This window comes from Lewinella sp. LCG006, from assembly GCF_040784935.1.
Taxonomy (GTDB): Bacteria; Bacteroidota; Bacteroidia; order Chitinophagales; family Saprospiraceae; genus Lewinella.
Genome location: NZ_CP160680.1, coordinates 3,280,194 through 3,303,665, shown reverse-complemented (window position 1 = coordinate 3,303,665; position 23,472 = coordinate 3,280,194). Strand labels below are relative to the sequence as shown.

Sequence of the window (23,472 nt, the reverse complement as noted above, 5' to 3'; positions counted from 1 at the left end):
TATTTGGTAATTCTTACCTAACTTTGCACCTCGCACTCAAAAGTTGTAAGCGTTGGAAAGGTGTAAAGGTGTAAAAGTTCGCAGTCCTCACCAAAACACCACTGATAAACGCTGATAAATAGCATCATTGATGATAGAATTACCAATAGTAGACGCAAAGGAGACTCGCCGTAAAAAGCCAGATTGGCTACGCGTAAAACTCCCGATTGGTCCTAATTATAAAAAGGTACGCTCCCTCGTTGATGAGTACCAACTCCACACCATCTGCCAAAGCGGAAGCTGCCCTAACATGGGCGAATGCTGGGGAGCAGGTACGGCTACCTTTATGATCTTGGGCAATACTTGTACCCGCTCTTGTAGCTTCTGTGCAGTAAAAACCGGTCGGCCACCAGAATATGATGAAGACGAGCCACGCCGCGTAGCCGAAGCCATCGACCTTATGGGCGTAAAACACGCCGTGATCACCTCCGTCAATCGTGACGAACGCCGTGATCGGGGAGCTGAAGTTTGGTACCAAACGGTGGTTCAGGTCAAAGAACGCACGCCGCACGTAACCATCGAAACCCTCATCCCCGATGTCCGCGCCACCTGGGATGCCCTCGAGCGCATGATCAGCGGTGGCCAGGAGGTCGTTTCTCACAACATGGAAACGGTGGAAGAACTCTACCGCAAGGTACGTCCCCAAGCCAAATATGCACGCAGTCTGGAACAGATCAAGCGCACCAAAGATTTTGGCAAACGCACCAAAAGCGGCATCATGGTAGGTCTGGGTGAAACCAAAGAACAGGTCTTCAAAGTCATGGACGACCTGGTGGCTCACGGCTGCGATGTCCTTACCATCGGCCAGTATCTCCAGCCCACCAAAATGCACCTTGAAGTAGCCGAGTATATCCACCCCGACATCTTCAAAATGTACGAAGAGGTAGGGCTTGAGAAAGGCTTTGACATGGTGGAAAGCGGACCTTTGGTTCGGTCGAGCTACCACGCAGAAAAGCATCTTTAAGCCGAGGATCTTATTCCTATCGCTTTGAAAACGGAGGCGTAATGACCAAATGGTTGTTACGCCTTCGCTTTATACCAGCAATGGATGGCAATCACTTCACTTTTTCTTTGCAACTGTACGCTACGAAATTGTTGAGATTGGGGTCATGCCTTCTCCCAACTAATGCAGTAGGAAGGCACTGGGCTGTCCTCCGCTCCGTACTCCGTAGTCGGGTATAAAACCCGACGCTACGGAGTAGTTAGTTTTAACAGAATTGATGATGCAGAGAAAACACCCAGTAATTTGGACATATTGGAAAGGGTCAATTTTTTGTACGAATTACTTGGGAAGAAATAACAAAAAATACTGCCTATAATCGAAAGGGATAATTAGGAGCTATTTGCTGCTCATTATACCACTAGCACACGACCTATCCGTAGAAAATATAGGACAGACCAAACTAAGCGGTTTGTGAATCGTGGATTTTTCATAATCCCCATTTAACTCCTCTTTCTCTAAAAGCATTAACGCCTCTGCCAAGGTGACCTTATTCTTTGTCATATTCATCATCTTGATTGGTCAAACTATTTGCAGTATAATTTTCTCGTTCTTCCTCTCACAAAAAGAGGCTTACCTCCCCGAAACATCACAATAATGTCCTCGAAAAGGTAAGCCTCTCATTTTTTATCCTAGGCACAAGCGTTTACCGCATCAGCACCACATCTCCTTTGTAGATCAGCGTTTCCCCATCTGAGAAAAGAATCTCTGCCATGTAAATGTATACGCCAGCGTTGACCATCTCTCCGCGGTGGCGGCCATCCCAGCCTTGCGCGGGGTCGTTGGGCAAAAAGCCAAAGCCTTCGTACATCGATTCGCCCCAGCGGTTGAACACGTAGAAAGATTTGATCTCTACCACATCGTTATCGGTGTAGATCATGAATACATCATTGGTGCCATCTTCATCAGGGGAGAAGGCATTGGGAATGTACACACCACGGTCTTTGCGGACATAGATAATGACACGATCCGTAGCAGTACAACCGTTCTCATCCGTGACCGTTACTTCGTAAGCCACCGATTCTAGTGGCCGAATGAAAGGTCGGTCACAATCTGAACAGTCTATCGGACCACCAGACCACTTATAATCTGCCACGGGATAAGAAGTCTGTGCAAACAGCTCCGTGCTATCACCGTAGGTTAATTCACCGTCGTTGTCTACCAGAATAGTCACCGTTAGTTCCGGAGCCTGCTCTACCGTAGCAATGGTTTCATAAGTACAGCCATTGATGTCTTGAACACTTATCACATGATCTCCGATTGCTACATTGCCAAAGAAAGAGGCCGTAGTGTAGGCTGCACCATCAATGGAATACAGGTAAGGGCCGTTGCCCCCTTCTACCTGCGGTACACTCACAATTCCGCCCAAGTCATCGAAACAGGGAGGGGATTCGACCACCAGACTAGCCGTTAGTGGTGCTGGTGCTTCCAGTGCTTCCCCAGCGGTAATGGTACAACCATTGGCATCTGTCACCAACAAGTTGTAGGCCCCCTCGGCCAGGTTCTCTGCAGTGGGCGTCGTAGCGCCATTGCTCCAGGTGTAGCTGTAAGGGGGCGTACCTCCACTTACGGTTGCCGCCAGGCTACCATCGGCAGCACCCGGACAACTAAGCTCGTATATACCGTAGCTGCTCGCTTCCAATTGCAGTGCGAGTGCTGCAGGCTCTCCTACGCTGGCGTTGATGATTGCAAAAACATCATTGGCATCAGTGACCTCAATTTGGTAAGCTCCTGCCGGTAATCCCGGAATCTCAATAGCAACACCGTTGCCATCTACAACTCCCATGCCCGTCAGCGGGCCGGCAACGGCACTCCAGGTGTAGCTATAAGGAGGTGTTCCAATGACCATACTGAACGTAAGCGATCCCGTTGAACCTCCATTACAATCATTATCCGTAAAGCTGGTTTCGTAAGTAAGCGCACAAGGCGCTACCGTCAAATTCAGAATCACCGTACTGTCACAACCAGCCACCGTACTAAGGTCGGCCTGGTAGGTACCTGTCTGGTTATAATCTACCCCACCAACGGTAAAGACGTCGTCGGAACAAATATTTTCATTGAGGGTCGTCACAAAAGTAGGATTTACCGTAAGGGCTAGATAAACGGTACTGTCACAGCCCGTACTCGGTGAAGTCAGCACAACAGTATAATCACCAGTAGCCGTAAAGACCTCCGTGCCAACGGTATAATCACCATCATCACAAATTTCCTCGACCAGGAAGGTTTCGATGGGTGCCAAGACCGTCAAATCCAGCGTAACGATAGAGTCACAACCGAAAGAAGAGGTAAGTACATCCGTAAAGACGCCCGTATTGGTGTAAGTGTTGTTTCCGACCATATAAGTCTCACCTGCACACAGTGTCTCCGTCAAATCAGTCGTAAGTATCGGTAATACCGTCAGCTCCAGCGTCACCAAAGAATCACAACCGTTTATCGTGCTCATCAAGGTCGGCCAGGTGCCTGTAGTGGTGTAGGTACTATCCCCTACCATGACAAACTCCCCTTCACAGATCGTATCGCTGATCATCTGGTCGTAAACGGGGTTTACCGTAAGGTCCAAAATAATCGTCGAATCACAGCCCGTAACCACCGAAGCAACAATCTCCTGGTGGACACCGGTGGTACTGTAATCTACACCACCGATATTAAAGACTTCGCCTTCACAAATAACTTCCGTCAATTGGGTCTCTGGTAAGGGGTTTACTGTGAGATCAAGATACACAATCGAGTCACAGCCACTTACGACCGAGGTGAGTATATCGGTATATTGGCCAGTAGTCGTGTAGGTATTCATACCCACTGTGATCGACTCTCCATCACAGATAACTTCTACTAGCGGTGTTTCCGGAATAGGAATCACATTCAGGTTGAGTGTAACAATCGAATCACAGCCCTCTACCGTAGTGAGCGGCGTAATAAAGCTACCTGTTGTCGTGTAAGTACTATCGCCTACCATGACCATATCGCCATCACAAATCGTTTCTGCAATCGTCACATTCTGGTTGGGGTGTACCGTCAGGAAGAGGGTGATCACCGAATCACAGCCGGTCACTTGTGAGGCAATGGTCTCTACATGCTCTCCGGTCGTATTATAGGGGACACCACCAATGGTATAATTTTCACCCTGGCAAAGCTCAACGAAAAAGGTATCCCGCAAAATAGGATTCACCGTAAGGTTTAGATTAACTACCGAATCACAACCATCCTGCGAGGTAAAGGTATTTTGGTACATACCCGTCATCGTATAGGTATTGTTACCGACGGTATAGGAACCGCCTTCACAGCGATTGATATTGAGGTTGGTTTCATAAAAATCCGTCACCACCAGATCCAGTACAATAGTACTGTCACAACCATCTACCGACACTAGATCTACCATATATTGCCCGGCTACTGTGAAGGTACTATCACCAACGGTGTAGGAACCACTGTCACAAATAGAAGCATTGACTGGCGTAACTGGAATATTCACTACCGTCAAATTCAGTGTAATGACCGAATCACATCCCGAGGCTGCTGGGATAGTATTGGTGTAAATACCGGTCTGACTATAATCTGTTCCGCCAGCATTGAAGACCTCTCCGGCACAGATGCGGGCACTGATATTGCTAAAGACTGTTGGGATAACCGTAAGACTCAGCTGAACAATACTGTCACAACCCTCGGGAGTAACAAAGGCATTTTCATAATCGCCAGTCATCGTGTAATTGCTACCACCAACCGTATAAGACTCCCCTTCACAAATGGTCTCATCAAGGAGGGTATAGATGGCATCTTCTACTTGTAGGTTGACCGTCACTACGGAGTCACAACCTGCGGCCGATGGGAACACATACTCATAGGTACCAGCAACGGTAAGTTCATCACCACCAATATCGAAACTGGTGCCAGTACAGATGGTAGGATCTATAACGGTTTCAATAATTGCCGTGACGGTCAATTCCAGATTCGCAATACTGTCACACCCTAGCGGAGTCACCAATGCACTGGTATAAGTACCGGAGGTGGTGAGCACTTGGGCGTTGAAATTATAAGTTTCCCCTTCACAAATCGTCACTTGCGTGAGACTTACAGGGGGATCGGTCACCGTCAAGTTGAGGTTTACCGTAGAGTCACAACCATCTGATGCAGTAAGGACAACGGTGTACATGCCCGTCATATCGAAGCTTTCCGTTCCCACGGCATAGGATTGCCCCTGACAGATGGTTTCGTCTAAATTCGTAACAATGGGGTCTCCAACAGTAAGGTTGATGGTTGCTAAACTATCACATCCTCCTGCGGAAGTAAAATTGAAGTCATAAGTACCCGTTGTATTGAGGTTCGTACCGTCCACGGTGATCGATTCTCCATTACAGAGCACAATGTTTTCGGTACTCGTAATCTGGTCACTCACCGTCAGGTTGATGGTGGTGATAGAATCACAACCATTTGATCCCGGCAAGGTGACGACGTAGGTGTCCGTGGTAGAAAAATCATTTCCGCCAAAGCTAAATACCTGCCCGGCACAAATGCTGGGGTTGAGCGTTTGGGTAAACACGGGTAAGACGGTCAGTGTTAGTCGGAAGATAGAATCACAGCCATTGGAAGCCGTGTAGGGCAGGTCGTAAGTTCCGCTGGCCGTAAAATCGTTGCCATCAACAGTATAAGTTTCTCCTGCACAGATGGAGGCACTGGCCGTCTCGACGACAACGCCTATTACGGTAAGGTTAAGATTGACGATAGAGTCACACCCATTGTTCGCCGTCAAGGGTATCGAATAACTACCGCTAGTGTTGAAACTACTATTACCAACGGTAAAGGACTCTCCGTTACAGATGGTTTCGTTGAGGGTTTCTGAAACACTCGTTACTACCGACAGTTGTAGATTCGCCACACTATCACAACCCGTAGGCAAAGAAAATATGGCTTGATAGTTGCCCGCAGCCGTATAGTTGGTACCATTGAAAAGATAGCTCTCTCCCGTACAAATAGTAGCGGTAGTAAGACTGCTAGGGCGAGGAAATACTTCGAGGAAAAGATCCACCAAAGAGTCACAACCTACTTCATCAATAAGTTCATAGAAATAGCTCCCTCCTTGTGTGAGTTGATCGCCACCAATAGCATAAGACTCTCCTTCACAGATAGACTCCACCAGAAGCGTGGTTTCTGGTGTACCAATAACCGCTAAATCCAGATAGACTATAGAATCACAGCCCGTAGCTGGAGATTGAAGTAAGATCTCATAGGAACCTTCCTCCGAAAACTCTTCATTTCCTACCATGAAGAAATCGTAAACACAAATCGTTTCTTCCAAATAGGTTTCAGCAATCGGAATAACATCCAGTGTAAGTTCAATGATACGATCACAATCACCATTTACTTCGATAAAAACATCGTAAACGCCAGGATCAGTAAAATCTTCCCCCGCAAGGCTGTACTCTTCTCCTTCACAAATGACACGACTGATTTGCTCTGGTGTGGGAGGAACCACTTCGACATCCACACAGCCTTCTACGCCTTCACTACAGGGATTGTAGGGAAAAACACACAAGGTATAAGTCCCCAAATCAGAAGGAAACTGGATCGATGATTGCTGATCGGTAGCTACCTGCTCACCATCTAGCGTCCAGATGTAGGCTCCTGCACCAAAGACATCATCCACATCAACGTCCAAACTACCTCCTTGGCACACGGTCAGATCAGCATTGATATTAGGAACATCCTGATCGACATCTGGTGCGGTGGTACTACCATTGGTGACGTTGATGGTAAAACTACAAACATCACCAAAAGCACCATCTAAAACGATAAAATAGATACCTCCGATGGTGAGGTTATTGGCTGTGAAATTTTGGGTGGTATTATCAAACACCTGATCATCACAATTACTGACTAAACTAAAATTGGAACAATCGGTGGTGTTGTAAATTCCGATTTGTAGTCCTTCATTTACCCCATTTCCATCTTGATCCAGCATACAATCAAATACGGAAATCGCCATCGTAATACTCGTCGAGTTGGCCACAAACCCCACCCACTGGGTGTTGTGTAATTGGCCGGCACAGAACCCTGGAGGGGCTTCTCCCAGTCCAGGTAAGGAGTTGGTACCGGTATAACCATTGATGTCACAAATAACACAGGCGTCATCACAAAAACTGGCCAGTGTTATCTCTGATTGGTCAACACATTCCTCAATTTCCAGTTGTGCGTAGGTCGCATTTACAACCATACAAGCAAACAAAAAAAGTAACAGTCTTCTCATTTCTTTAGATTATTCCACAGGTTAAATAGTTGTCTTCAGGCTTTCCATCACAAATGATCGTGAAAAAATTGCCTCCAATTGATCGCTATGCCCTATTCCTGATAAAGGAAAATACGGCAAATGTTACACCTAGACAGCAGTCTAAATGCACCGTTTCATTTTATTGGTTCGCTTTATATTGGGGAAAGAGCTAAATGGAAAATTTGGGTCCGACAAGTAATACCACCCATTTATCCTCACAAATATATAGATTGCTTATGTTTAATTTTTGCTGCCTGGGAAATTTTCTCTGCCAAATGATTTGCAGCCGACAGCGATTATTGTCAATAACTGCTTTTTTATCTGATTTTTTAGCAACTCTCCAATCATTATACTGAAACATTTGATCACAACAAAATATTAAACGAGTAAATTTCTTTATGGTTTCACTCTAAAAAAACATAAACACATATATTTATTCAGCAATTGTTTTTTATTGAAAATCTACTACTTAATTACCGCCTTTGCCTTTAGAAGATGTCTAAAAAGTATTACTGCACTAGAGATGATTGTTCACTACAAGGTGACATCCCCTTGCTTGCTCCATGTCACAAATAAGCTTAAAACCTTAACACATTAACAGTAAACAAATATATTTTTACATCATATTCAGTCTGTAACAATATTGTGCTAAACCTAAAAATCAATGTCATGACTATAATCATGATCTGTTCTCACGTAGAACGACTTCAAGCGGAATATCACATGAAAAGTTGATCGCCTTAAGTACTCCTTAGGGCGATTTTTTTTTGGACAAATTTTGTTTTTCCTGTTTTTAGCCTCCACTTAAGCGTAAATGAGTTGTTCTGCCGGGGGCTGTATATAATCAAGGGGTGCTAATTGATACAGGTAATACCTTCCCATTGAAAAAATGATGCCCCTCTCTTAAAAACCAAGCTACCATCTCCCCCATTTTCTCGCTACTTACTGGCGCTTCGAAGCCTGGAAATGCGGTGGCCAGCATTTCTGTTTGTACGGCTCCTGGAGCCAAGCAATTGCACCGGATATTATCGGCTTTCCACTCTTCAGCCAGACATTCTGTCAAATTGGCCAAGGCAGCTTTACTAGCACTGTAGGCGGCTAAGCCCGGAAATTTGGAGCTACCCTGAAAACCTCCCATGCTACCTATGTTCAGAATATGCGTGTTTTCCATGATGGGATGAAGCCCCTGTAGCAGGCGTACTACAGCAAAGAAATTGACATTAAAGGTCTGCTGCCAGGTTTCCTCGGTAGACTCGAGAAAAGAAGCTTTCAGCAAAAGCCCCGCATTATTGACCACTCCGTGCAGGCGTCCAAAGGGGCTCATCCAATCTACAATTTCAGCAACATCCACTTCCGCCAAATCCACTGAAAGCACTTCTACATTAGCAGTGCCGTATTGACTTTGTACCGTATTGACCAATGCTGTCAAACCAGCAGTATTTCTGCTCAGTGCAAAAATTCGATCCTCTGGGCGGCTTGCCAAAGCTACAGCAGTAGCGAAACCAATTCCCCGGCTAGCACCAGTAACGAGATAATTCATAACAGTTCTTTTTCGGTAAACGAAATTAAGTACGTGGCCGCAGACACACTTCTTCCAAGTGTTCATTTGCTGGTGAAAGAATCATCTGTGTAGCTAAAGCTGCCACCCTATCCGCACTCAACAGCAATGCAGGATCAATGTCTACACCGTCCCAAGAGCTGGTAAAAGTAGCTCCTGGCCGCAGCAAGGAAGTTCTGATATTGGTTCCCGCCAGTTCTTTTGCCAACTGCCGATGCCAAGCTTCCAATGCGTGTTTGCTCAAAGCATAAGCGGCAAGATCCATGGGCCAGTCGGTGCTGGCAACTGATCCAATCGTGAGGATATTCGCCAATGCTGCTTTTTCTAACAAAGGCAAGCAAGCACGGGTCAGATAATGCGCACTCAGCACATTGGTAGCCAGGAAGTGTTCCAATTGGTCAACTGGCCCCTCCAGTAGTGTACCGGGAGCGAAAGCCCCTAAATTATGAACCAAAGCTGCTATTTGAGTACAGTGCTGCTGTAAATACTGGCCCCACTTTGCACAATCTTCAGCTTGACTAAGATCTCCCGAAAAAACCAACAACGGTGGCCATTCATTGGCTTGCCAGTCCTGTTGTAATTGGGCCAGTTCAATCGCTGAGCGGGCCGCAATAGCTACCTGCCAACCCTTTTCAGCCAACTGTTTTGCGATAGCTAAACCAATGCCCCGGCTGCCTCCGCTAATGGCGATCACCTGATGATCAGTGCTCGTATTTGACAAAATTTCCTGTTTTTTAATGACCTATTACAACCTCTACACAAACATTGTTGTTGAGAGGATTGGAACAAAAATAGCCAAGTGCCACTTAGTGACGGAACAAAAATAACTTAGTAATGGCTATCTGGTTAGTTATAAAAGCTAAAACCATGATGATTTCTGTCGCCTATCCGGTTGCTTTTAACTAATTTTGCTGTTCCCCATAAAACTGACCCTCGAAATCTCAGCATGATCATTAATCGTTTTTTAGCTCACGTTGGCAGGTATTTCCAATTAATGGGAACAGCAATCGCCCGCCCTGAGAAAACCTCCATGTATTACAAGGAGACCATGCGCCAGATGAATGATATCGGCGTTGGCTCTTTGGTGATTGTGGCACTTATTGCCGTTTTCATTGGTGCGGTTACAGCCATTCAGTTTGCTTACCAGCTTCAGGATAGTTTTGTTCCTCGCTATTACATTGGCTACATTGTCAGAGATACCACTATCATTGAATTAGCGCCCACGATTACCTGCCTGGTCTTAGCGGGCAAGGTGGGTTCCAATCTCGCTGCCGAAATTGGCGGGATGCGCCAAAAAGAACACATTGACGCCATGGAAATCATGGGGGTCAATACGGCTGCTTATCTGATTATGCCCAAGGTAATTGGAGCCCTGATCATGATCCCCATGCTGGTAGCCATCGCTGCTTTTGTCAGTATTTTGGGTGGTTATTTGGCCACCGTGCCCGTGGGCCTGATCTCTCATGCAGAGTATGAGTTAGGCGTACGCTCCTATTTTGTTTCTTACAACATCACCTTGATGTTTATCAAGTCATTTGTCTTTGCCTTTATCCTTACTTCCGTCCCCTGCTATCAGGGTTACTACGTAAAGGGGGGAAGCATTGAGCTAGGACGCGCCAGTACCAATGCCGTAGTTTTCAGTGATATTCTTATCCTTTTATTTGACTACCTGATTGCCGTAGTTTTCACCTAATAAGTTTAGAAAAAATGATCAGAACCGAAAATTTAATCAAGGCTTTTGGTGATACCACTGTACTTAAAGGCATTACTACCGAATTTCACCCAGGAAAGACCAATCTTATTATTGGCCGCTCCGGAGCAGGTAAAACGGTACTTCTGAAATTATTAGTAGGCCTACACCAACCAACGGAAGGTTCCGTTTGGTACGGAGATACCAATTTCTTTTCGTTAGATAAAAAAGCAGTGCGCTCCATTAGGATGGAGGTAGGCATGCTTTTTCAGGCATCGGCACTGTTTGATTCTATGACGGTAGAAGAAAACGTACGCTTCCCACTCGATATGTTTACCAACATGACCGCCAAAGAGAAATTGACACAAGTCAATCGTTGTCTGGAACGTGTAAGCCTCGAAGGAGCAAACAGTAAATATCCTTCCGAAACCAGCGGTGGAATGCAAAAGCGTGTAGGTATTGCCAGGGCTATCGTCCTTGATCCGAAGTACCTTTTTTGTGATGAACCCAACTCGGGCCTTGATCCCAAGACCTCCATCGTCATCGACGAACTCATCAAGGATATTACGGTTGAGAAAAACATTACTACCGTCATCAACACCCACGACATGAATTCCGTGATGGAGATTGGGGATAATATTATTCTCCTTTACCAGGGTGAAATTACCTGGCGCGGTAGTAAAGATGAGGTATTGGAAAGTGACAATGAATACCTTCAGGACTTTATTTTCGCCAGTCCGTTTTTGCAGCGCTTACGCGCAAGAGCACTGAGTAAGTAGCAGCGATAAAACGAAGTACTTTGACAGAAATCCTAATTATAAGACGATCCTGATCAAAGTTTCCCGTATTGCCACGTTCACGCTATTTTTTTTTCTCCGTTATTTGAAAATTCATTGCTTTTACTATCTTTGCGAAACTTTTGCAAGAGGAAAGAAGTTTCTTCTTCATAAACAAACTGCCCAGGTGGTGAAATTGGTATACACGCCAGCTTGAGGGGCTGGTGCTCGCAAGGGCGTGCAGGTTCAAGTCCTGTTCTGGGCACACCAAATTAAAGCGGCGTTCAACATCAGTTGAGCGCCGCTTTTTTATTGCTGGAATAGTGCTATTGGCTAAAGATCAAACCCTATATCCTTTCGGTAATAAACACCATCAAAATGAATCTTGGCGGCATTGGCCAAGGAGGTATCCAGTGCATCCTGGAAGTTATCACCATAAGAGGTAACCGCCAATACCCGACCTCCATTGGTCAACAACTGTCCCTCTACTTCCCGCACCCCTGCGTGAAAGACCAAGCTGCCCGATACGTTTTCCAATCCGGTGATCACTTTGCCTTTCTCGTAGCTGCCAGGATAACCGCCAGCGACCAATATCACAGAAGCCACAGCGCGTTCATCGATCTCTATCTCAACCTTGGCTAATTCTCCCGCAGCAGTAGCACGGCACAATTCTACCAAATCGGTTTTGAGGCGAGGAAATACCGACTGCGTCTCTGGGTCTCCCATCCGGCAATTGTATTCAATGACGAAAGGCTCGTCTTCAACACTAATCAGCCCAATGAAGATAACACCGCGGTAACCCAATTGCTGTACTTGCAGGCCTTCAATAGTAGGTTTGATAATACGCTCTTCCACTTTCTTCATCATGGCCTCATCCACAAATGGAGGATGTGAAACTGAGCCCATGCCACCGGTATTAAGCCCCGTGTCGCCAGCACCAATCCGTTTGTAGTCTTTAGCTACGGGCAGAACCTTGTAGTCCTTGCCATCCGTAAATACGAAAACAGAGAACTCAATGCCGGTTAGGAATTCTTCTACGACAACCGTTTCCGAAGCTTCCCCAAATTTACCTTCCAGCATTGCTCTCAGTTCTTCCTGCGCCTCTATGACGCTATCGAGAATCAACACGCCCTTACCTGCGGCGAGGCCATCGGCTTTTAATACATAAGGAGCAGGCTGATCTTCCAGGTATTCCAGGCCATCCTCTAATTGATCGACGGTAAATTCCCGGTAAGCTGCCGTAGGAATGTCCTGGTCATCCATAAATGCTTTGGCGAAAGCCTTGCTGCCTTCCAGCTGCGCACCCGCCTGGCTTGGCCCCATGAACAAAACCTGTTTTAGCATGGCATCCGCAGCAAAATAATCCTGAATGCCCAGTACTAGCGGTTCTTCAGGGCCACAGATGACCATATCTACCCCGTATTCCAACACTGCAGCTTTGACCGCTGGAAAATCATTAGGGTTAATTGCCAGATTGGTACCGTGTTGCTGGGTACCAGCGTTGCCAGGAGCTATATAAAGGGCTTCGCAAGCCGGGCTCTGGCTTAGTTTCCAGGCGAAAGCGTGTTCACGACCGCCACTACCCAAAAGAAGAATTCGCATACTGTTATTGCTTGGTATTTGTATTCCCGCGAAGATAAGTGTTGTATAAAAAACAAAAATTTGTTAAAATGTTTTATTTTAAAACAATTTGGTTTAAATTTGTATTATTACTTCAGGTCGCAGACCTAATTAACTTAAAGAAATCAGCCATGAAAAATGAAACACGCCCATTCGTGCTGGGAAAGCTATGGCCATTACTGAGCCAACACTGGTTCAAAATAGGCCTCGTCTTCCTCGCGCTCTATGCTTTTCTCAACAAGGATTTATCTTTCAACATCAACATTCAGGCACCAAACAGCCCCGCTACACAGCCATTGGAAGAGCACCAAAGTAGGAGGCAAGTGCGCAAAGAAACCCTTACGGATAATGGAGACCTTCAGGCCCAGTCCACAAATCGTTTCAACTTCCTTCCCTCTTGGGGGACAGATGATTCCAAGTACCTTATCCTGCAATTGAACCGACTAGAAGAAAAACAAATTGATCAATTTATCCAGCGGTTCGCCCACGTTGCCGAAGCCGAACAAGAGAAATTCGGCATTCCAGCCAGCATTATTCTGGCTCATAGTCTATTGTACAGCCAAGCCGGACAACATCCCTTGATTAGCCACGGCAACAACTATTTTGGGCTCCCTTGCACCGATGATTGGCAAGGCCAAACCCAAGACGGGGAAAAGTCAGTATGCTTGCGACGTTACGATAATGCCTGGATGAGCTTTCGCGATCATAGCCTATATTACACTACCGGCCAGCACGCCAACCTGCGCCAACTCAAAGGCAAAAGCTATCAAGCCTGGGCCAAAGCCCTGGAAGAAAGCCCAAACAATAAAATAAAAAGGCTGGCCGAGCAACTGATCGAGCTCATCGACAAGTTTCAACTTGAGCAGTACGATGTTTAGTAATTTGACGGAAACAAGTGGAACAACTTTCTTTTGAGATTTTTAAAAATTTACACACAATCTACTTACAGTCAATTGTTTAGGAAATTTTAAAAAATCGAAAGCTGTTACACTTATTTTTTCTCCGTCTCTTAATCAATCCCTTCAAACTTATATTTGTAGTACTCTACACCAGCACCATATACCCAACCATCGCGTCCTTTTTCATTGCGAATTTTTATCCACGGTTCTACAGCCGTGACGGTACCCAGCTTGATAGAGTCCCGGGTGAGCGTCACTTCATTGAGGAATTTGACTTCTTCATATAATTTGAGCCGGTCAAGAATTTCAAAATTCACGCCCGGTCCTTTGCGCATGGCCAGATTTTCAATGGTTACGTAAAGTGGCGTTATTCTTTCCCGAATCATCTGCATCTGCCCACCACGCATGGTGTCGCGTTGAACACTGTTGTCTACTGGTGGGCGAGCAGGGGCGTTCCCTTGGGTCGCTTCCAACAAAGCAGCTAAGCTATCCGCACGCGCGTTGGCTTCATTGGTGATTTGTTCTGTCTCAGCATCTGCTGTACTGCGGTTGCAGCTACGACTGGCCCAAACAAAGAATACCAACAAGAGCACTCCGAACAAAATAAACTGAGCTTTAACCAGGCGAGGGGCTTTTTCTTGGGCCATTTTACCAACATTTAGTACACAAATAATAATTATTTATACCAAAATTAGTAATTTTATGCATTAATAAAACGCGCCGAAAGGGATTATCAGCGGTAATTCATCTTTTTCATAGGTTTTCTACCCCATTTCCGGCCATTGACCAACATTTATGGAAAATCTACTTCATCAAGTAGCACTTTCCCTCATTGAGGGGGTAGGTCCTATTACCGCACGTCTATTATTAGCCCATTTCGGAGATGCACCCACCGTTTTCGAGGCTCGCCCTCGTGAATTAGCAGCCCTCCCCGGGATCAACGACACCATCGCCAGAAGCATTTGCCACGGAGAAGCCCTCCGCCTCGCTGAACGTGAAATCCACTGGCTGGAGCGTTATCAAATCAAACCACTTTTCATTCAAGACCAGGCCTATCCCGAGCGACTCCGACGTATTGATCAGGCACCTATCATGTTGTATTACCGCGGGAGTTGCCCACTCAACAATTTACGTACCGTTGGCATTATTGGGACTCGTCAACCTTCCACCGAAGGGCTTGTCCACGTTGAACGCCTCGTTGAAGAGTTGGCCCCCTACCAACCGATGGTAATTTCTGGCTTGGCTTACGGTATTGATGTTGCGGCTCATCGTGCAGCTTTACAAAACCAGCTTCCCACCATCGGCGTATTAGGTCACGGATTACAATACCTCTACCCTACTCGCCACAAAAAAACGGCACAGGCCATGCTGGAAAACGGTGGTCTACTGACCGAGTATCCATTTACCACCAAACCTGATCCCCGCCACTTTCCCATGCGTAACCGCATCGTTGCTGGCCTTTGTGATGCACTCATCGTCGTAGAAACGGCTCGTAAAGGGGGCTCAATCATCACCGTAGAATACGCTAATAATTTCAACCGGGATGTCTTTGCCATTCCCGGTCGGCTCCACGACCGTGCTTCGGCCGGTTGCAACTGGCTCATCAAAACTCACCAGGCAGCCCTCCTGGAATCAGCCAGTGACATAGGCTATGTTATGCGCTGGGACGCCCACAACAAACCGCCAGCAGAACAGCTACAACTCTTTGAGACCTTAAGTGAAGATGAAAAATTAGTTGTAGCTTTGCTTAAAGAGCATGAGAACCTGCCCATTGATCGGCTAAGCATTGACACCCAATTATCAGCGGGTACGCTGGCCACCGTTTTATTAGAAATAGAATGTAAAGGATTAATCCGCACCTTACCCGGGAAACGCTACATGTTGATAAGATGAAGCTTATTATCCTTCTTGATCAACTAAAATTATGGAACATGATTAAATGGACTATCGCTTTTCTTACTGCTATTTGTTGCCTCGCCAGTGCCTGTGAGGCTTCGAAACCAACAACTGTGACGTCGAATTCCACTACTACCGTCAGCAGGGCTCCCATACTTAAACCTGACCAACGCCCCAAAAACATCATTTTGATGGTTGGTGATGGCATGGGCCTTACACAAATCACGGCAGGCTTATACAGCAACGGCAATCAGCTAAATCTGGAAAGATTCCCCGTTATTGGTCTCCACAAATCCTATAGCTCCGATAACCTGGTAACAGACTCGGCCGCAGGAGCAACCGCTTTTAGTACTGGTCAAAAAACTTACAATGGGGCCATTGGCGTAGACAACGACTCTACCGCGCTCTATACCATTCTTGAAGAAGCGGAAGCTAATGGCCTTGCGACAGGTATGGTTTCTACGTCTACGATCGTACATGCTACTCCTGCGTCCTTTATCGCACACCAGGCACAACGTAGCTACTATGAACCCATCGCCGCGGATTTCCTCAAAACGGATATCGACCTATTCATCGGAGGAGGAAAGAAATACTTTGACCGCCGGGCAGACGAACGCAACCTGCTCACAGAACTCAAAGCCAAAGGGTACCAGGTAAGCCATTATTTTGAGCAACCCCTGGACAGGGTCAATATTAACTACCAAACAAACTTCGTTTACCTCACTTCCGACAGCGACCCACTGACGGTAGAGCAAGGGCGCAATTATCTAAAACCTGCCAGTATCATTGCTTGTGATTTTCTGAATAAGCACGTCAAAGACAAGGGCTTCTTCCTCATGATCGAAGGAGCACAAATCGATTGGGGTGGCCACGCCAATAACTCACAGTACATCATTACGGAGATGATTGACTTTGACAACGCAATTGGTGCAGTGCTAGACTTTGCGGCTAGAGACGGAAATACGCTCGTGATTGTTACTGCTGACCACGAAACGGGCGGCTATGCTATCAATCCAGGGTCTACCCACGATTCGATTATCGGAGCCTTCACCAGCGATTACCATACCGCAGCACTGATTCCGGTGTTTGCTTACGGCCCCGGTTCAAAGCTATTTAGTGGTATTTACGAGAATACCGAAATCTACTATAAAATGAGGGAAGCTTTTGGTTTTGGTAATAAAACGGCTAGTGAATAAATAGAACAGTCTTTTAACGTGAAATTTCTACATCCAGAATTTCTCCTCCATTGACCAAGGTCAATGTGCCTTCTTGTTCGCCACTTTTTTCTACACGAATCCCTTGCCAGGTATCCCCACAATCTTGATGAAGATAGCCGCCATCAATGATGAGCTCGCCGCCGGGCTGAATGGTCACCAACCCGCCTGCTGGTAAAGATACCCGGCAGCGGATGGTCAATCTCGCTCCCGAAGCAATCGTAAGGTTTCCGTGAAGATCATGCATACCAGACCAATCGACTTCGTCTCGAATGGTCATATCCATTTCCGGGTTGCGGGTACACCAACGAGGCTCCAGAAATTGTCTTTGCAGATATTTAGGGTTGGCGAAACGGCGGTTCACTTTCGCGATTTGGCAAGGCGTCCAGGCCAGTTGCAGCGAATTGTAATCCATCACATTATTAGAAGCCAAGGTATCACAACCCGGCCCTGAGCCTGTGCTGTAGCAACGATTGTCGTGAACTGGGGTATCATCACACCCATCTCCACGGCTCCAGGCATGGCTGATACCGAGAATATGCCCTACCTCGTGATTGATTACCCCGCGATAACGCCAGTGGGTATTTTTGGGATCGCGAGCAAAATCTTCTTTCCAGGGAGCTGCTACTTTCAGTGCATTGCGCAAAGCTACGCCCACATTATCCGCCTGATAGGTAGGTGAGGCCACACTATCGGGGTGGTGTGGCATCATGAAAAAATTGAGCACCGTATCCAATTGCACCCCGTATTTGTCAAATACCGTTCGATCGTACAAGTTGGAGTCTTTCTTTCTGAAATGCACGTAATAGTACAAGGAGTCGTCATAGTGGTAATAAATCCCATCATCCTCCGGGTCATCTGGCCTCCCGGTCAGAACGTAGCGAAAATTAATGGGATGCACCGGCGTACTGTTCCCAATAGGCAAGAACATTTTCTTGTTATTGGCCAGTGCGTAATTCATAGCATCAACTATTCTTTGAGTGTGTGCTTTTGCTTGCTCTTCGGGAATATTTTGCAGCCCGTCTTCGCTGTTCATCCAGTGGATATTGATCCGGATGTATTGCATGGGGTAGTCCTCCAGACGGGTCGTATCAATAATGTAATTATCCTGATTAAAACAGGCATCGCGTGGGTCATCACGTCGATCTTGAGGCATGGCATCAAAAGCGCGAGGAAGAATCCCCATTTCCTCTGTCGAAAGTAAACGTGATTCTACTTGCGGGGTACAAGTGGATACGGCGAAGACTAGCATGATTGCTAGATAAGGCACCCAATTTATTTTAAATGATGTCATGATCGTACTTTGAGGAAAACATTTTTTACTGAACTAATACATGGTGTTGCCATTCAGGTTCTCCTCAGGAATTTGCTGAATAGCATCCCAATGTTCGACAATCTTACCCTCGGTATCGAATCGAAAGAAGTCCATGGTCACGTACTCGTCATTTCCTGGCCAGACCTGGTGTGTGTGCAAGGCGACAAGATTTCCTTCAGCAATAGCACGTACAAATGATATCGATTTGTCAGGGTACTCCGCCTGCATTTTTTCGAAATAAGCGATAAAGGATTCAGGGCCATTACCCACCAAGGGGTTGTGTTGAATGTATTCAGCACCAACGTAAAGCGCTACCGCTTGGCGAGGATTTCCCTCGTAGGCCATTTGGTAGAAGGCGATTGCTTTTTCTTTATTATTCATCATCTAAATTGATCTTAGTAGTTTGACGGAAATAAATCTATTTTCTTTTTCTGAAGATTTACCTTTTTGCGCACGTCTAGTCCAAGTATTCCTAGTCTTAGCACAAAAAGCGAAATCAAAAGAAAATAAATTTATTTTTCCCCCGTCCCTTACCAACTCCCACCAGCACCACCGCCGCCAAAGCTACCACCACCAAATCCACCGAAGCCGCCACCGCCGAAGCCACCAAAGCCGCCGCCGCCACTACTTCCGCCACCACCGCCGCGTGACCATCCACCGCCGCCAGGAAATATAATCGTCCGTCCACGACGATACCCGCGATCAGGCATATCATAGCGACCACCACGATAGTAGCCACCATCGTCGTCATCGTCGTCATTATGGGTGAGCCAGGAAATGAATACAATCAAGATAATCAGAAAAACAATGACAATCCAGCCGGGGACACTCTCTTTATTATTACTGCCGCTAAGACCATCGCCTTCGTATTCACCGCGGCCCAGGTCCATGATGGCATCGGTGGCACGATCTAGTCCTTGGTAGTAATCGCCCGAACGAAAGGCCGGAACAATGATGTTTTCAATAATTCTTTTGGCTGTAATATCAGGAAGGAAACCTTCGGTACCTTGCCCCGTTTGAATTCGTACCTGCCGATCTTGTTTTGAAACATAGATAAGAATACCGTTGTCGTTGCCCGCACCGCCTATACCCCACTTGGTTGCCAGTCGTTGAGCGTACTGAAACGGATCGTCTCCTTCCAGGGATTCTTCGGTAACGATAACGATCTGGGTAGACGTTTCGCCTACGTAATTACGCAACTTATCACCAAGCGCAACCACCTGCGAACGATCAAGCAAACCCGCGTAATCATTGATCAGGTACTGGGTAGGTTCTGGTACTTGCTTTTGCCCGACAAGGGAAGTCCCTAGTAAAAACACTCCCGCTAGAAGTAGCAAAAACCGCATTTGGAATAACTGTTTGATCTCTTTCACTTTTATTTGATCCTGTTCTATGGACGATAAAATATACGATAGTAACTTATCTCAAAAAAGCCTACTTATCAAATGTTTTCGACGAACTTATAGTTGTGTTAACCTAAATGCTCTTCACCATCTCCATAAGAAATATCATCCGACAGCTCGTTTTCATCCTCACTTTCGTAAGGAAAATAGGCTTTTAATTTTTCTCCAATCAGGTCGATAGCTGCCACAATACCTGCACAAAAAGCGCCTTTTTTGAAGTAATCGGCCAAAAGGTCGCGCTCTCTTTCCCAGAAATCACCTTCCACAACTTTATCAATGCCTTCATCACCAATGATCGCAAATTGCTTTTTCTCAGGAGAAAGTAAAATTAGTACGCCATTACGGTCTTTTGTTTTATGCATCCCCAGTCGAAAAAAAGTACGCTTGGCTTCTTCCAACGCTTCCTTACGGGGGTTCTCCTCCAGGTGTACCCGGATTTCTCCGGAAGTCTGCATCTCTGCCCGGCGAATGGCCGCGATGATGAGGGTTTCTTCCTCGGGCTTAAAGAATTTAATCATAGCTATGAAGTCGATTTATATTCCAAAGATACTACTTTTACAGGCATGAATCTCGAGCAGCTCAAAATCATCTCGGCAGGTGCCGGTAGTGGAAAAACATATCGCCTGACCCAGGAAATGGTCACCTTGCTGCAAGGCGGTCAAGTGCAACCCAGTGGTATCATTGCCACCACCTTTACCCGAAAAGCAGCTTCTGAGTTGCAGGAACGGGTACGCGTCAAGCTACTCAGCAGTGGCCTGACCAAAGAAGCAGACGAGCTTACCAATGCTTTGATCGGTACCGTGCATGGCTTGGGAGTGAAATTGCTCAAGCGCTTTGCCTTTGAGGCCGGCGTCTCTCCTCAGGTCGATATTCTACCCGACGGCGAGCAGCAGCAAATGTTCAACCAAGCACTCGCTGCTACCCTACAGTTGGAACTCATTGAAAAGATGGACGAGCTGTCTGATCGCTTGGGGCTCACCAAACGGACAGGCTTTTTCGATTGGCGTCAAGAGGTCCGCCAGTTGGTAGACGTAGCACGCGCCAACGACTTTTCGATCGCTGATTTGCAAAAAAGTCGCGATCTTTCCTGGACTTCTTTTGCTGAATTTCTCCCTGATGCTGGCACAACAACTAAAGAAGCTGCACATCAGCAACTTGCTACATCGCTAGAAGATACCATCTACGCTTTAGATAGTAGCGAAGATTCCACTAAAACAACCAGTACTGCGACCGACCGTCTGCGCAGTTTCCGCCGGGAATTACAACTGCGCGGCTACCTCTATTGGCACCAGTGGGCCACCATTGGTAAACTGGGGGTAGGTGCCAAAAGCCGTGAGATCGTGGAACCTCTCCAAACCTTTGCCTGGACGCACCAGGCATTGCCCGCTTTCCAGCAAGATATCCGCCAATTTATTGCAGGACTTTTCAACACCGCCGTATCGGCCCTTCAGGAATACGACGAATACAAAAAACGACGCGGCCTGATTGACTACACCGACATGGAAGTCTTGGTTAGTAGACTGCTGGATAACGAACAAGTAAGGGAAGTACTCCGCACCGAGCTGGATCTCTTGATGGTGGACGAGTTTCAGGATACCAACCCCATCCAGCTAGAGATTTTCCTGAAGCTATCCCAGCTGGCCAAGCACTCTGTTTGGGTGGGCGATCCCAAGCAGTCGATCTATGGGTTCCGAGGAGCAGAACCTCGCTTGATGGCCGCCATCATTGACGCTGCAGGAGGAATCAAACAAGAAAATATACAGATCAAGTCCTGGCGCTCACGGGCCGACTTGGTAGACATGGTCAATTCCATTTTCTGTCAGGCTTTCGCCCCAACGCCCCCCGAGCAAGTCGCACTGGAAGCTGTGCGTATCCCTGCCGGAAATTCGAATAGCCCTGCCGAGCCAGCGGAAATGGAAGACGCCATCATTCACTGGCATTTTTCGCCCGAGGAAGGCACTCGTGCGCCGGGCAAACCCTGGCTAGAAGAATGTATCGCCCACACTTTGCAAGAATGGCTGGCCAGCAAAGTCATTATCCAACCCAAAGGCAACAAAGATTTCCGTCCTGCACAACCTGGAGATGTGGCCATCCTTTGCCGCAGCAACCGTGATTGCGCTACCGTAGCCGAGTCTTTACATCGGGCGGGTTTAAAAGCTGCCATTGCTCGGGCAGGCCTGCTGGCTACTGCCGAAATCCGATTGGTACTGGCTTGCCTCAAGTACATCTTAAATGCAGATGACTCGCTCTCCGCTGCGGAAATTCAAGTCTTGGCTGCCCGCTTACCATTGGAAGAGATCGTAGAAGATCGTCTTGAATATTTAAAAACCCATCAGGATACGCCCTACTTCAAACGCCCCAACTGGGCCGAGGAGAACAGGTTTATCAAACAACTCGACAAGCTTCGTCCGGAATTGGCCGAAGCCTCCGGTGCGGAAACACTCCACCAGGTTTTGGAAGAGTTGGACCTACGTCGTTGTATTGTCGTTTGGGGAAACAGTGAGCAGCGTCTCGCCAATGTTGACCAGCTCCGCAAGCTGGCGCTGGAATACGAAAACAACTGCAACAATACCCACACGGCAGCCAGCCTTAGTGGCTTTTTACTTTGGCTCAACCAACTTGCTGCTGATGAGCAAGACTTACAGGGCGCAGGAGAAGACCCACAAGCGGTCAATGTACTCACTTACCACCGCAGCAAAGGACTGGAATGGCCAGTCGTCATCTGCCACAACCTCGAGCAAAACCTCCGGGCTGACCTCTGGGGCGTAGACCTGATAGCCGAGCAGGAAACGGTAGATTTGACACAGGTCCTAAAAGGTCGCTGGCTCCGCTACTGGGTGAATCCCTATGCCGATCAATCGGCTCGGACCCCGCTGTTGGAAGCATTGAGTACCAGCGAAGCACAAAAAAACAAGACGGCGCAGGCCTTAGCCGAAGAAGCCCGCCTCATGTACGTGGGGCTTACCCGCGCGCGCGACTACCTCATCTACCCCACCCAGGAAGGTCGGCCCAGCAAGTGGCTCAACCGAGTGTGGAGCAAAGGAGACGAATCCATTCCCGCCCTGGATGCCACCACCTCAGACACGCCCTGGGAATGGCAGGGGCGCTACCTCGATAAAACCATCCGTGCGCAAAGTTACCCTCGCCAGTTTCCGGTGGCGGAATCAAAACATGACGCGGTTAGGTTTATGCCCGCAGTCTTGGGTCAACAAACGCATCCTTCCGCCAAATTGGAAGCCACAGAAATCCTTGCGCCGCTCCATCTGAGTACCACTTGCGGAGACAGCATTACCTACTTCTCGCTAATGGGAGAAGCGGAGGTCAGGCCCGAGGTGCTCGTCAAAGTACAGGAGCATTTTCTCAAAGCCAGCCCTTACATAAAAGAAGACAACCAACGTCGCCTGCTGGCCCGTGAACTCAGTCTTCGCTTCGGCCTGCCTGACACCTTCGATACGAATCAGCTGGTAGAGCAAGCCGCTGCATGGGAGGCCTGGCTGGCGCAACAGTTTATGCCCTCCTTTAAGGTATTTTCCAGTCAGGCCATACACTGGTTACAGGAGGGGCGCACCTTTCGGACGACCGTGGATATGGTCATCGAAACGCCCACTGAAACGATCTTTATCCAGCACAATCCCTTCACGGGGGGAGATTACCAAAGGCCAGCCTTGGAGACAGGCCACCAGTTGTTGGCTGCCGGGCTGGCTTGGGAGGCTAGTGGCAAAGGGAAAGTCGATCAGTATTGGGTACACTTTGTGGGGAAGGGGGAGGTGGTGGAGGTGGTCATAAAAAAGACCTAACTA

General features: G+C 47.2%; 16 protein-coding genes and 1 tRNA gene. 8 read left to right on the top strand and 9 right to left on the bottom strand.

What is annotated here, in order from left to right; translation table 11 throughout:
- The first annotated feature begins 130 nt into the window (after positions 1-130).
- Complete coding sequence (lipA, locus tag AB0L18_RS11860; protein WP_367392803.1) at positions 131-1,003, top strand: lipoyl synthase; 873 nt, start codon at positions 131-133, stop codon at positions 1,001-1,003.
- A gap of 682 nt (positions 1,004-1,685) precedes the next feature.
- Here the strand turns inward: lipA and AB0L18_RS11855 are convergent.
- The 3 genes from AB0L18_RS11855 to AB0L18_RS11845 all read right to left on the bottom strand — a co-directional run bounded on the left by AB0L18_RS11855 (position 1,686) and on the right by AB0L18_RS11845 (position 9,580).
- Positions 1,686-7,280: a gliding motility-associated C-terminal domain-containing protein gene (locus AB0L18_RS11855; protein WP_367392802.1), complete on the bottom strand. Its 5,595-nt coding sequence runs from the start codon at positions 7,278-7,280 to the stop codon at positions 1,686-1,688.
- Positions 7,281-8,145: 865 nt separating this feature from the next.
- Positions 8,146-8,841: an SDR family oxidoreductase gene (locus AB0L18_RS11850; RefSeq protein ID WP_367392801.1), complete on the bottom strand. Its 696-nt coding sequence runs from the start codon at positions 8,839-8,841 to the stop codon at positions 8,146-8,148.
- A 25-nt stretch (positions 8,842-8,866) separates the two neighbouring features.
- The gene (locus tag AB0L18_RS11845; RefSeq protein WP_367392800.1) at positions 8,867-9,580 is read right to left on the bottom strand and encodes an SDR family oxidoreductase; all 714 of its coding nucleotides are present in this window, start codon (positions 9,578-9,580) and stop codon (positions 8,867-8,869) included.
- Between the two features lie 225 nt (positions 9,581-9,805).
- On the opposite strand from AB0L18_RS11845, the gene AB0L18_RS11840 reads away from it, so the two are divergent.
- The 3 genes from AB0L18_RS11840 to AB0L18_RS11830 all read left to right on the top strand — a co-directional run bounded on the left by AB0L18_RS11840 (position 9,806) and on the right by AB0L18_RS11830 (position 11,590).
- Positions 9,806-10,552 (top strand): MlaE family ABC transporter permease, encoded by a 747-nt coding sequence (locus AB0L18_RS11840; RefSeq protein WP_367392799.1) that lies wholly within the window; start codon positions 9,806-9,808, stop codon positions 10,550-10,552.
- 14 nt (positions 10,553-10,566) lie between these two features.
- Positions 10,567-11,328, top strand: coding sequence for an ABC transporter ATP-binding protein (locus tag AB0L18_RS11835; RefSeq protein WP_367392798.1), 762 nt, complete (start codon positions 10,567-10,569; stop codon positions 11,326-11,328).
- Positions 11,329-11,506: 178 nt separating this feature from the next.
- Positions 11,507-11,590, top strand: a tRNA-Leu gene (locus AB0L18_RS11830).
- Between the two features lie 68 nt (positions 11,591-11,658).
- On the opposite strand, the gene purD is transcribed toward AB0L18_RS11830, so the two are convergent.
- The gene (gene purD / locus AB0L18_RS11825; protein ID WP_367392797.1) at positions 11,659-12,927 is read right to left on the bottom strand and encodes a phosphoribosylamine--glycine ligase; all 1,269 of its coding nucleotides are present in this window, start codon (positions 12,925-12,927) and stop codon (positions 11,659-11,661) included.
- A gap of 149 nt (positions 12,928-13,076) precedes the next feature.
- Here purD and AB0L18_RS11820 point away from each other — a divergent pair, with 149 nt between their 5' ends.
- Positions 13,077-13,823: a glucosaminidase domain-containing protein gene (locus tag AB0L18_RS11820; protein ID WP_367392796.1), complete on the top strand. Its 747-nt coding sequence runs from the start codon at positions 13,077-13,079 to the stop codon at positions 13,821-13,823.
- 131 nt (positions 13,824-13,954) lie between these two features.
- Here the strand turns inward: AB0L18_RS11820 and AB0L18_RS11815 are convergent, their stop codons facing one another.
- Positions 13,955-14,491: an SH3 domain-containing protein gene (locus tag AB0L18_RS11815; protein ID WP_367392795.1), complete on the bottom strand. Its 537-nt coding sequence runs from the start codon at positions 14,489-14,491 to the stop codon at positions 13,955-13,957.
- A 148-nt stretch (positions 14,492-14,639) separates the two neighbouring features.
- Here AB0L18_RS11815 and dprA point away from each other — a divergent pair, with 148 nt between their 5' ends.
- Positions 14,640-15,737: a DNA-processing protein DprA gene (gene dprA / locus AB0L18_RS11810; RefSeq protein WP_367392794.1), complete on the top strand. Its 1,098-nt coding sequence runs from the start codon at positions 14,640-14,642 to the stop codon at positions 15,735-15,737.
- Between the two features lie 38 nt (positions 15,738-15,775).
- Complete coding sequence (locus AB0L18_RS11805) at positions 15,776-16,936, top strand: alkaline phosphatase (RefSeq protein ID WP_367392793.1); 1,161 nt, start codon at positions 15,776-15,778, stop codon at positions 16,934-16,936.
- Positions 16,937-16,949: 13 nt separating this feature from the next.
- On the opposite strand, the gene AB0L18_RS11800 is transcribed toward AB0L18_RS11805, so the two are convergent.
- From AB0L18_RS11800 to AB0L18_RS11785, 4 genes are all read right to left on the bottom strand, one after another.
- Positions 16,950-18,248, bottom strand: a complete 1,299-nt coding sequence (locus AB0L18_RS11800) for a M43 family zinc metalloprotease (protein ID WP_367392792.1) — start codon at positions 18,246-18,248, stop codon at positions 16,950-16,952.
- Between the two features lie 33 nt (positions 18,249-18,281).
- Positions 18,282-18,653, bottom strand: coding sequence for a nuclear transport factor 2 family protein (locus tag AB0L18_RS11795; protein ID WP_367392791.1), 372 nt, complete (start codon positions 18,651-18,653; stop codon positions 18,282-18,284).
- A 146-nt stretch (positions 18,654-18,799) separates the two neighbouring features.
- A complete protein-coding gene (locus AB0L18_RS11790) occupies positions 18,800-19,615 on the bottom strand; it encodes a YgcG family protein (protein ID WP_367392790.1) in 816 nt (271 codons plus the stop codon).
- 125 nt (positions 19,616-19,740) lie between these two features.
- A complete protein-coding gene (locus AB0L18_RS11785; RefSeq protein WP_367392789.1) occupies positions 19,741-20,190 on the bottom strand; it encodes a TPM domain-containing protein in 450 nt (149 codons plus the stop codon).
- A 45-nt stretch (positions 20,191-20,235) separates the two neighbouring features.
- Between AB0L18_RS11785 and AB0L18_RS11780 the strand changes: the two genes are divergently transcribed.
- A complete protein-coding gene (locus tag AB0L18_RS11780) occupies positions 20,236-23,469 on the top strand; it encodes a UvrD-helicase domain-containing protein (RefSeq protein WP_367392788.1) in 3,234 nt (1,077 codons plus the stop codon).
- The last annotated feature ends 3 nt before the right edge of the window (positions 23,470-23,472 follow it).

Excerpts from the sequence above, each read along its gene's own strand:
- AB0L18_RS11780 (WP_367392788.1), top strand. The coding sequence starts at position 20,236 with ATGAATCTCGAGCAGCTCAAAATCATCTCGGCAGGTGCCGGTAGTGGA.
- purD (WP_367392797.1), bottom strand. The coding sequence starts at position 12,927 with ATGCGAATTCTTCTTTTGGGTAGTGGCGGTCGTGAACACGCTTTCGCC.
- AB0L18_RS11795 (WP_367392791.1), bottom strand. The coding sequence starts at position 18,653 with ATGATGAATAATAAAGAAAAAGCAATCGCCTTCTACCAAATGGCCTAC.
- AB0L18_RS11805 (WP_367392793.1), top strand. The coding sequence starts at position 15,776 with ATGATTAAATGGACTATCGCTTTTCTTACTGCTATTTGTTGCCTCGCC.
- AB0L18_RS11790 (WP_367392790.1), bottom strand. The coding sequence starts at position 19,615 with ATGCGGTTTTTGCTACTTCTAGCGGGAGTGTTTTTACTAGGGACTTCC.
- AB0L18_RS11820 (WP_367392796.1), top strand. The coding sequence starts at position 13,077 with ATGAAAAATGAAACACGCCCATTCGTGCTGGGAAAGCTATGGCCATTA.
- AB0L18_RS11815 (WP_367392795.1), bottom strand. The coding sequence starts at position 14,491 with ATGGCCCAAGAAAAAGCCCCTCGCCTGGTTAAAGCTCAGTTTATTTTG.
- AB0L18_RS11800 (WP_367392792.1), bottom strand. The coding sequence starts at position 18,248 with ATGACATCATTTAAAATAAATTGGGTGCCTTATCTAGCAATCATGCTA.
- AB0L18_RS11835 (WP_367392798.1), top strand. The coding sequence starts at position 10,567 with ATGATCAGAACCGAAAATTTAATCAAGGCTTTTGGTGATACCACTGTA.
- lipA (WP_367392803.1), top strand. The coding sequence starts at position 131 with ATGATAGAATTACCAATAGTAGACGCAAAGGAGACTCGCCGTAAAAAG.
- AB0L18_RS11855 (WP_367392802.1), bottom strand. The coding sequence starts at position 7,280 with ATGAGAAGACTGTTACTTTTTTTGTTTGCTTGTATGGTTGTAAATGCG.
- AB0L18_RS11785 (WP_367392789.1), bottom strand. The coding sequence starts at position 20,190 with ATGATTAAATTCTTTAAGCCCGAGGAAGAAACCCTCATCATCGCGGCC.
- dprA (WP_367392794.1), top strand. The coding sequence starts at position 14,640 with ATGGAAAATCTACTTCATCAAGTAGCACTTTCCCTCATTGAGGGGGTA.
- AB0L18_RS11850 (WP_367392801.1), bottom strand. The coding sequence starts at position 8,841 with ATGAATTATCTCGTTACTGGTGCTAGCCGGGGAATTGGTTTCGCTACT.
- AB0L18_RS11840 (WP_367392799.1), top strand. The coding sequence starts at position 9,806 with ATGATCATTAATCGTTTTTTAGCTCACGTTGGCAGGTATTTCCAATTA.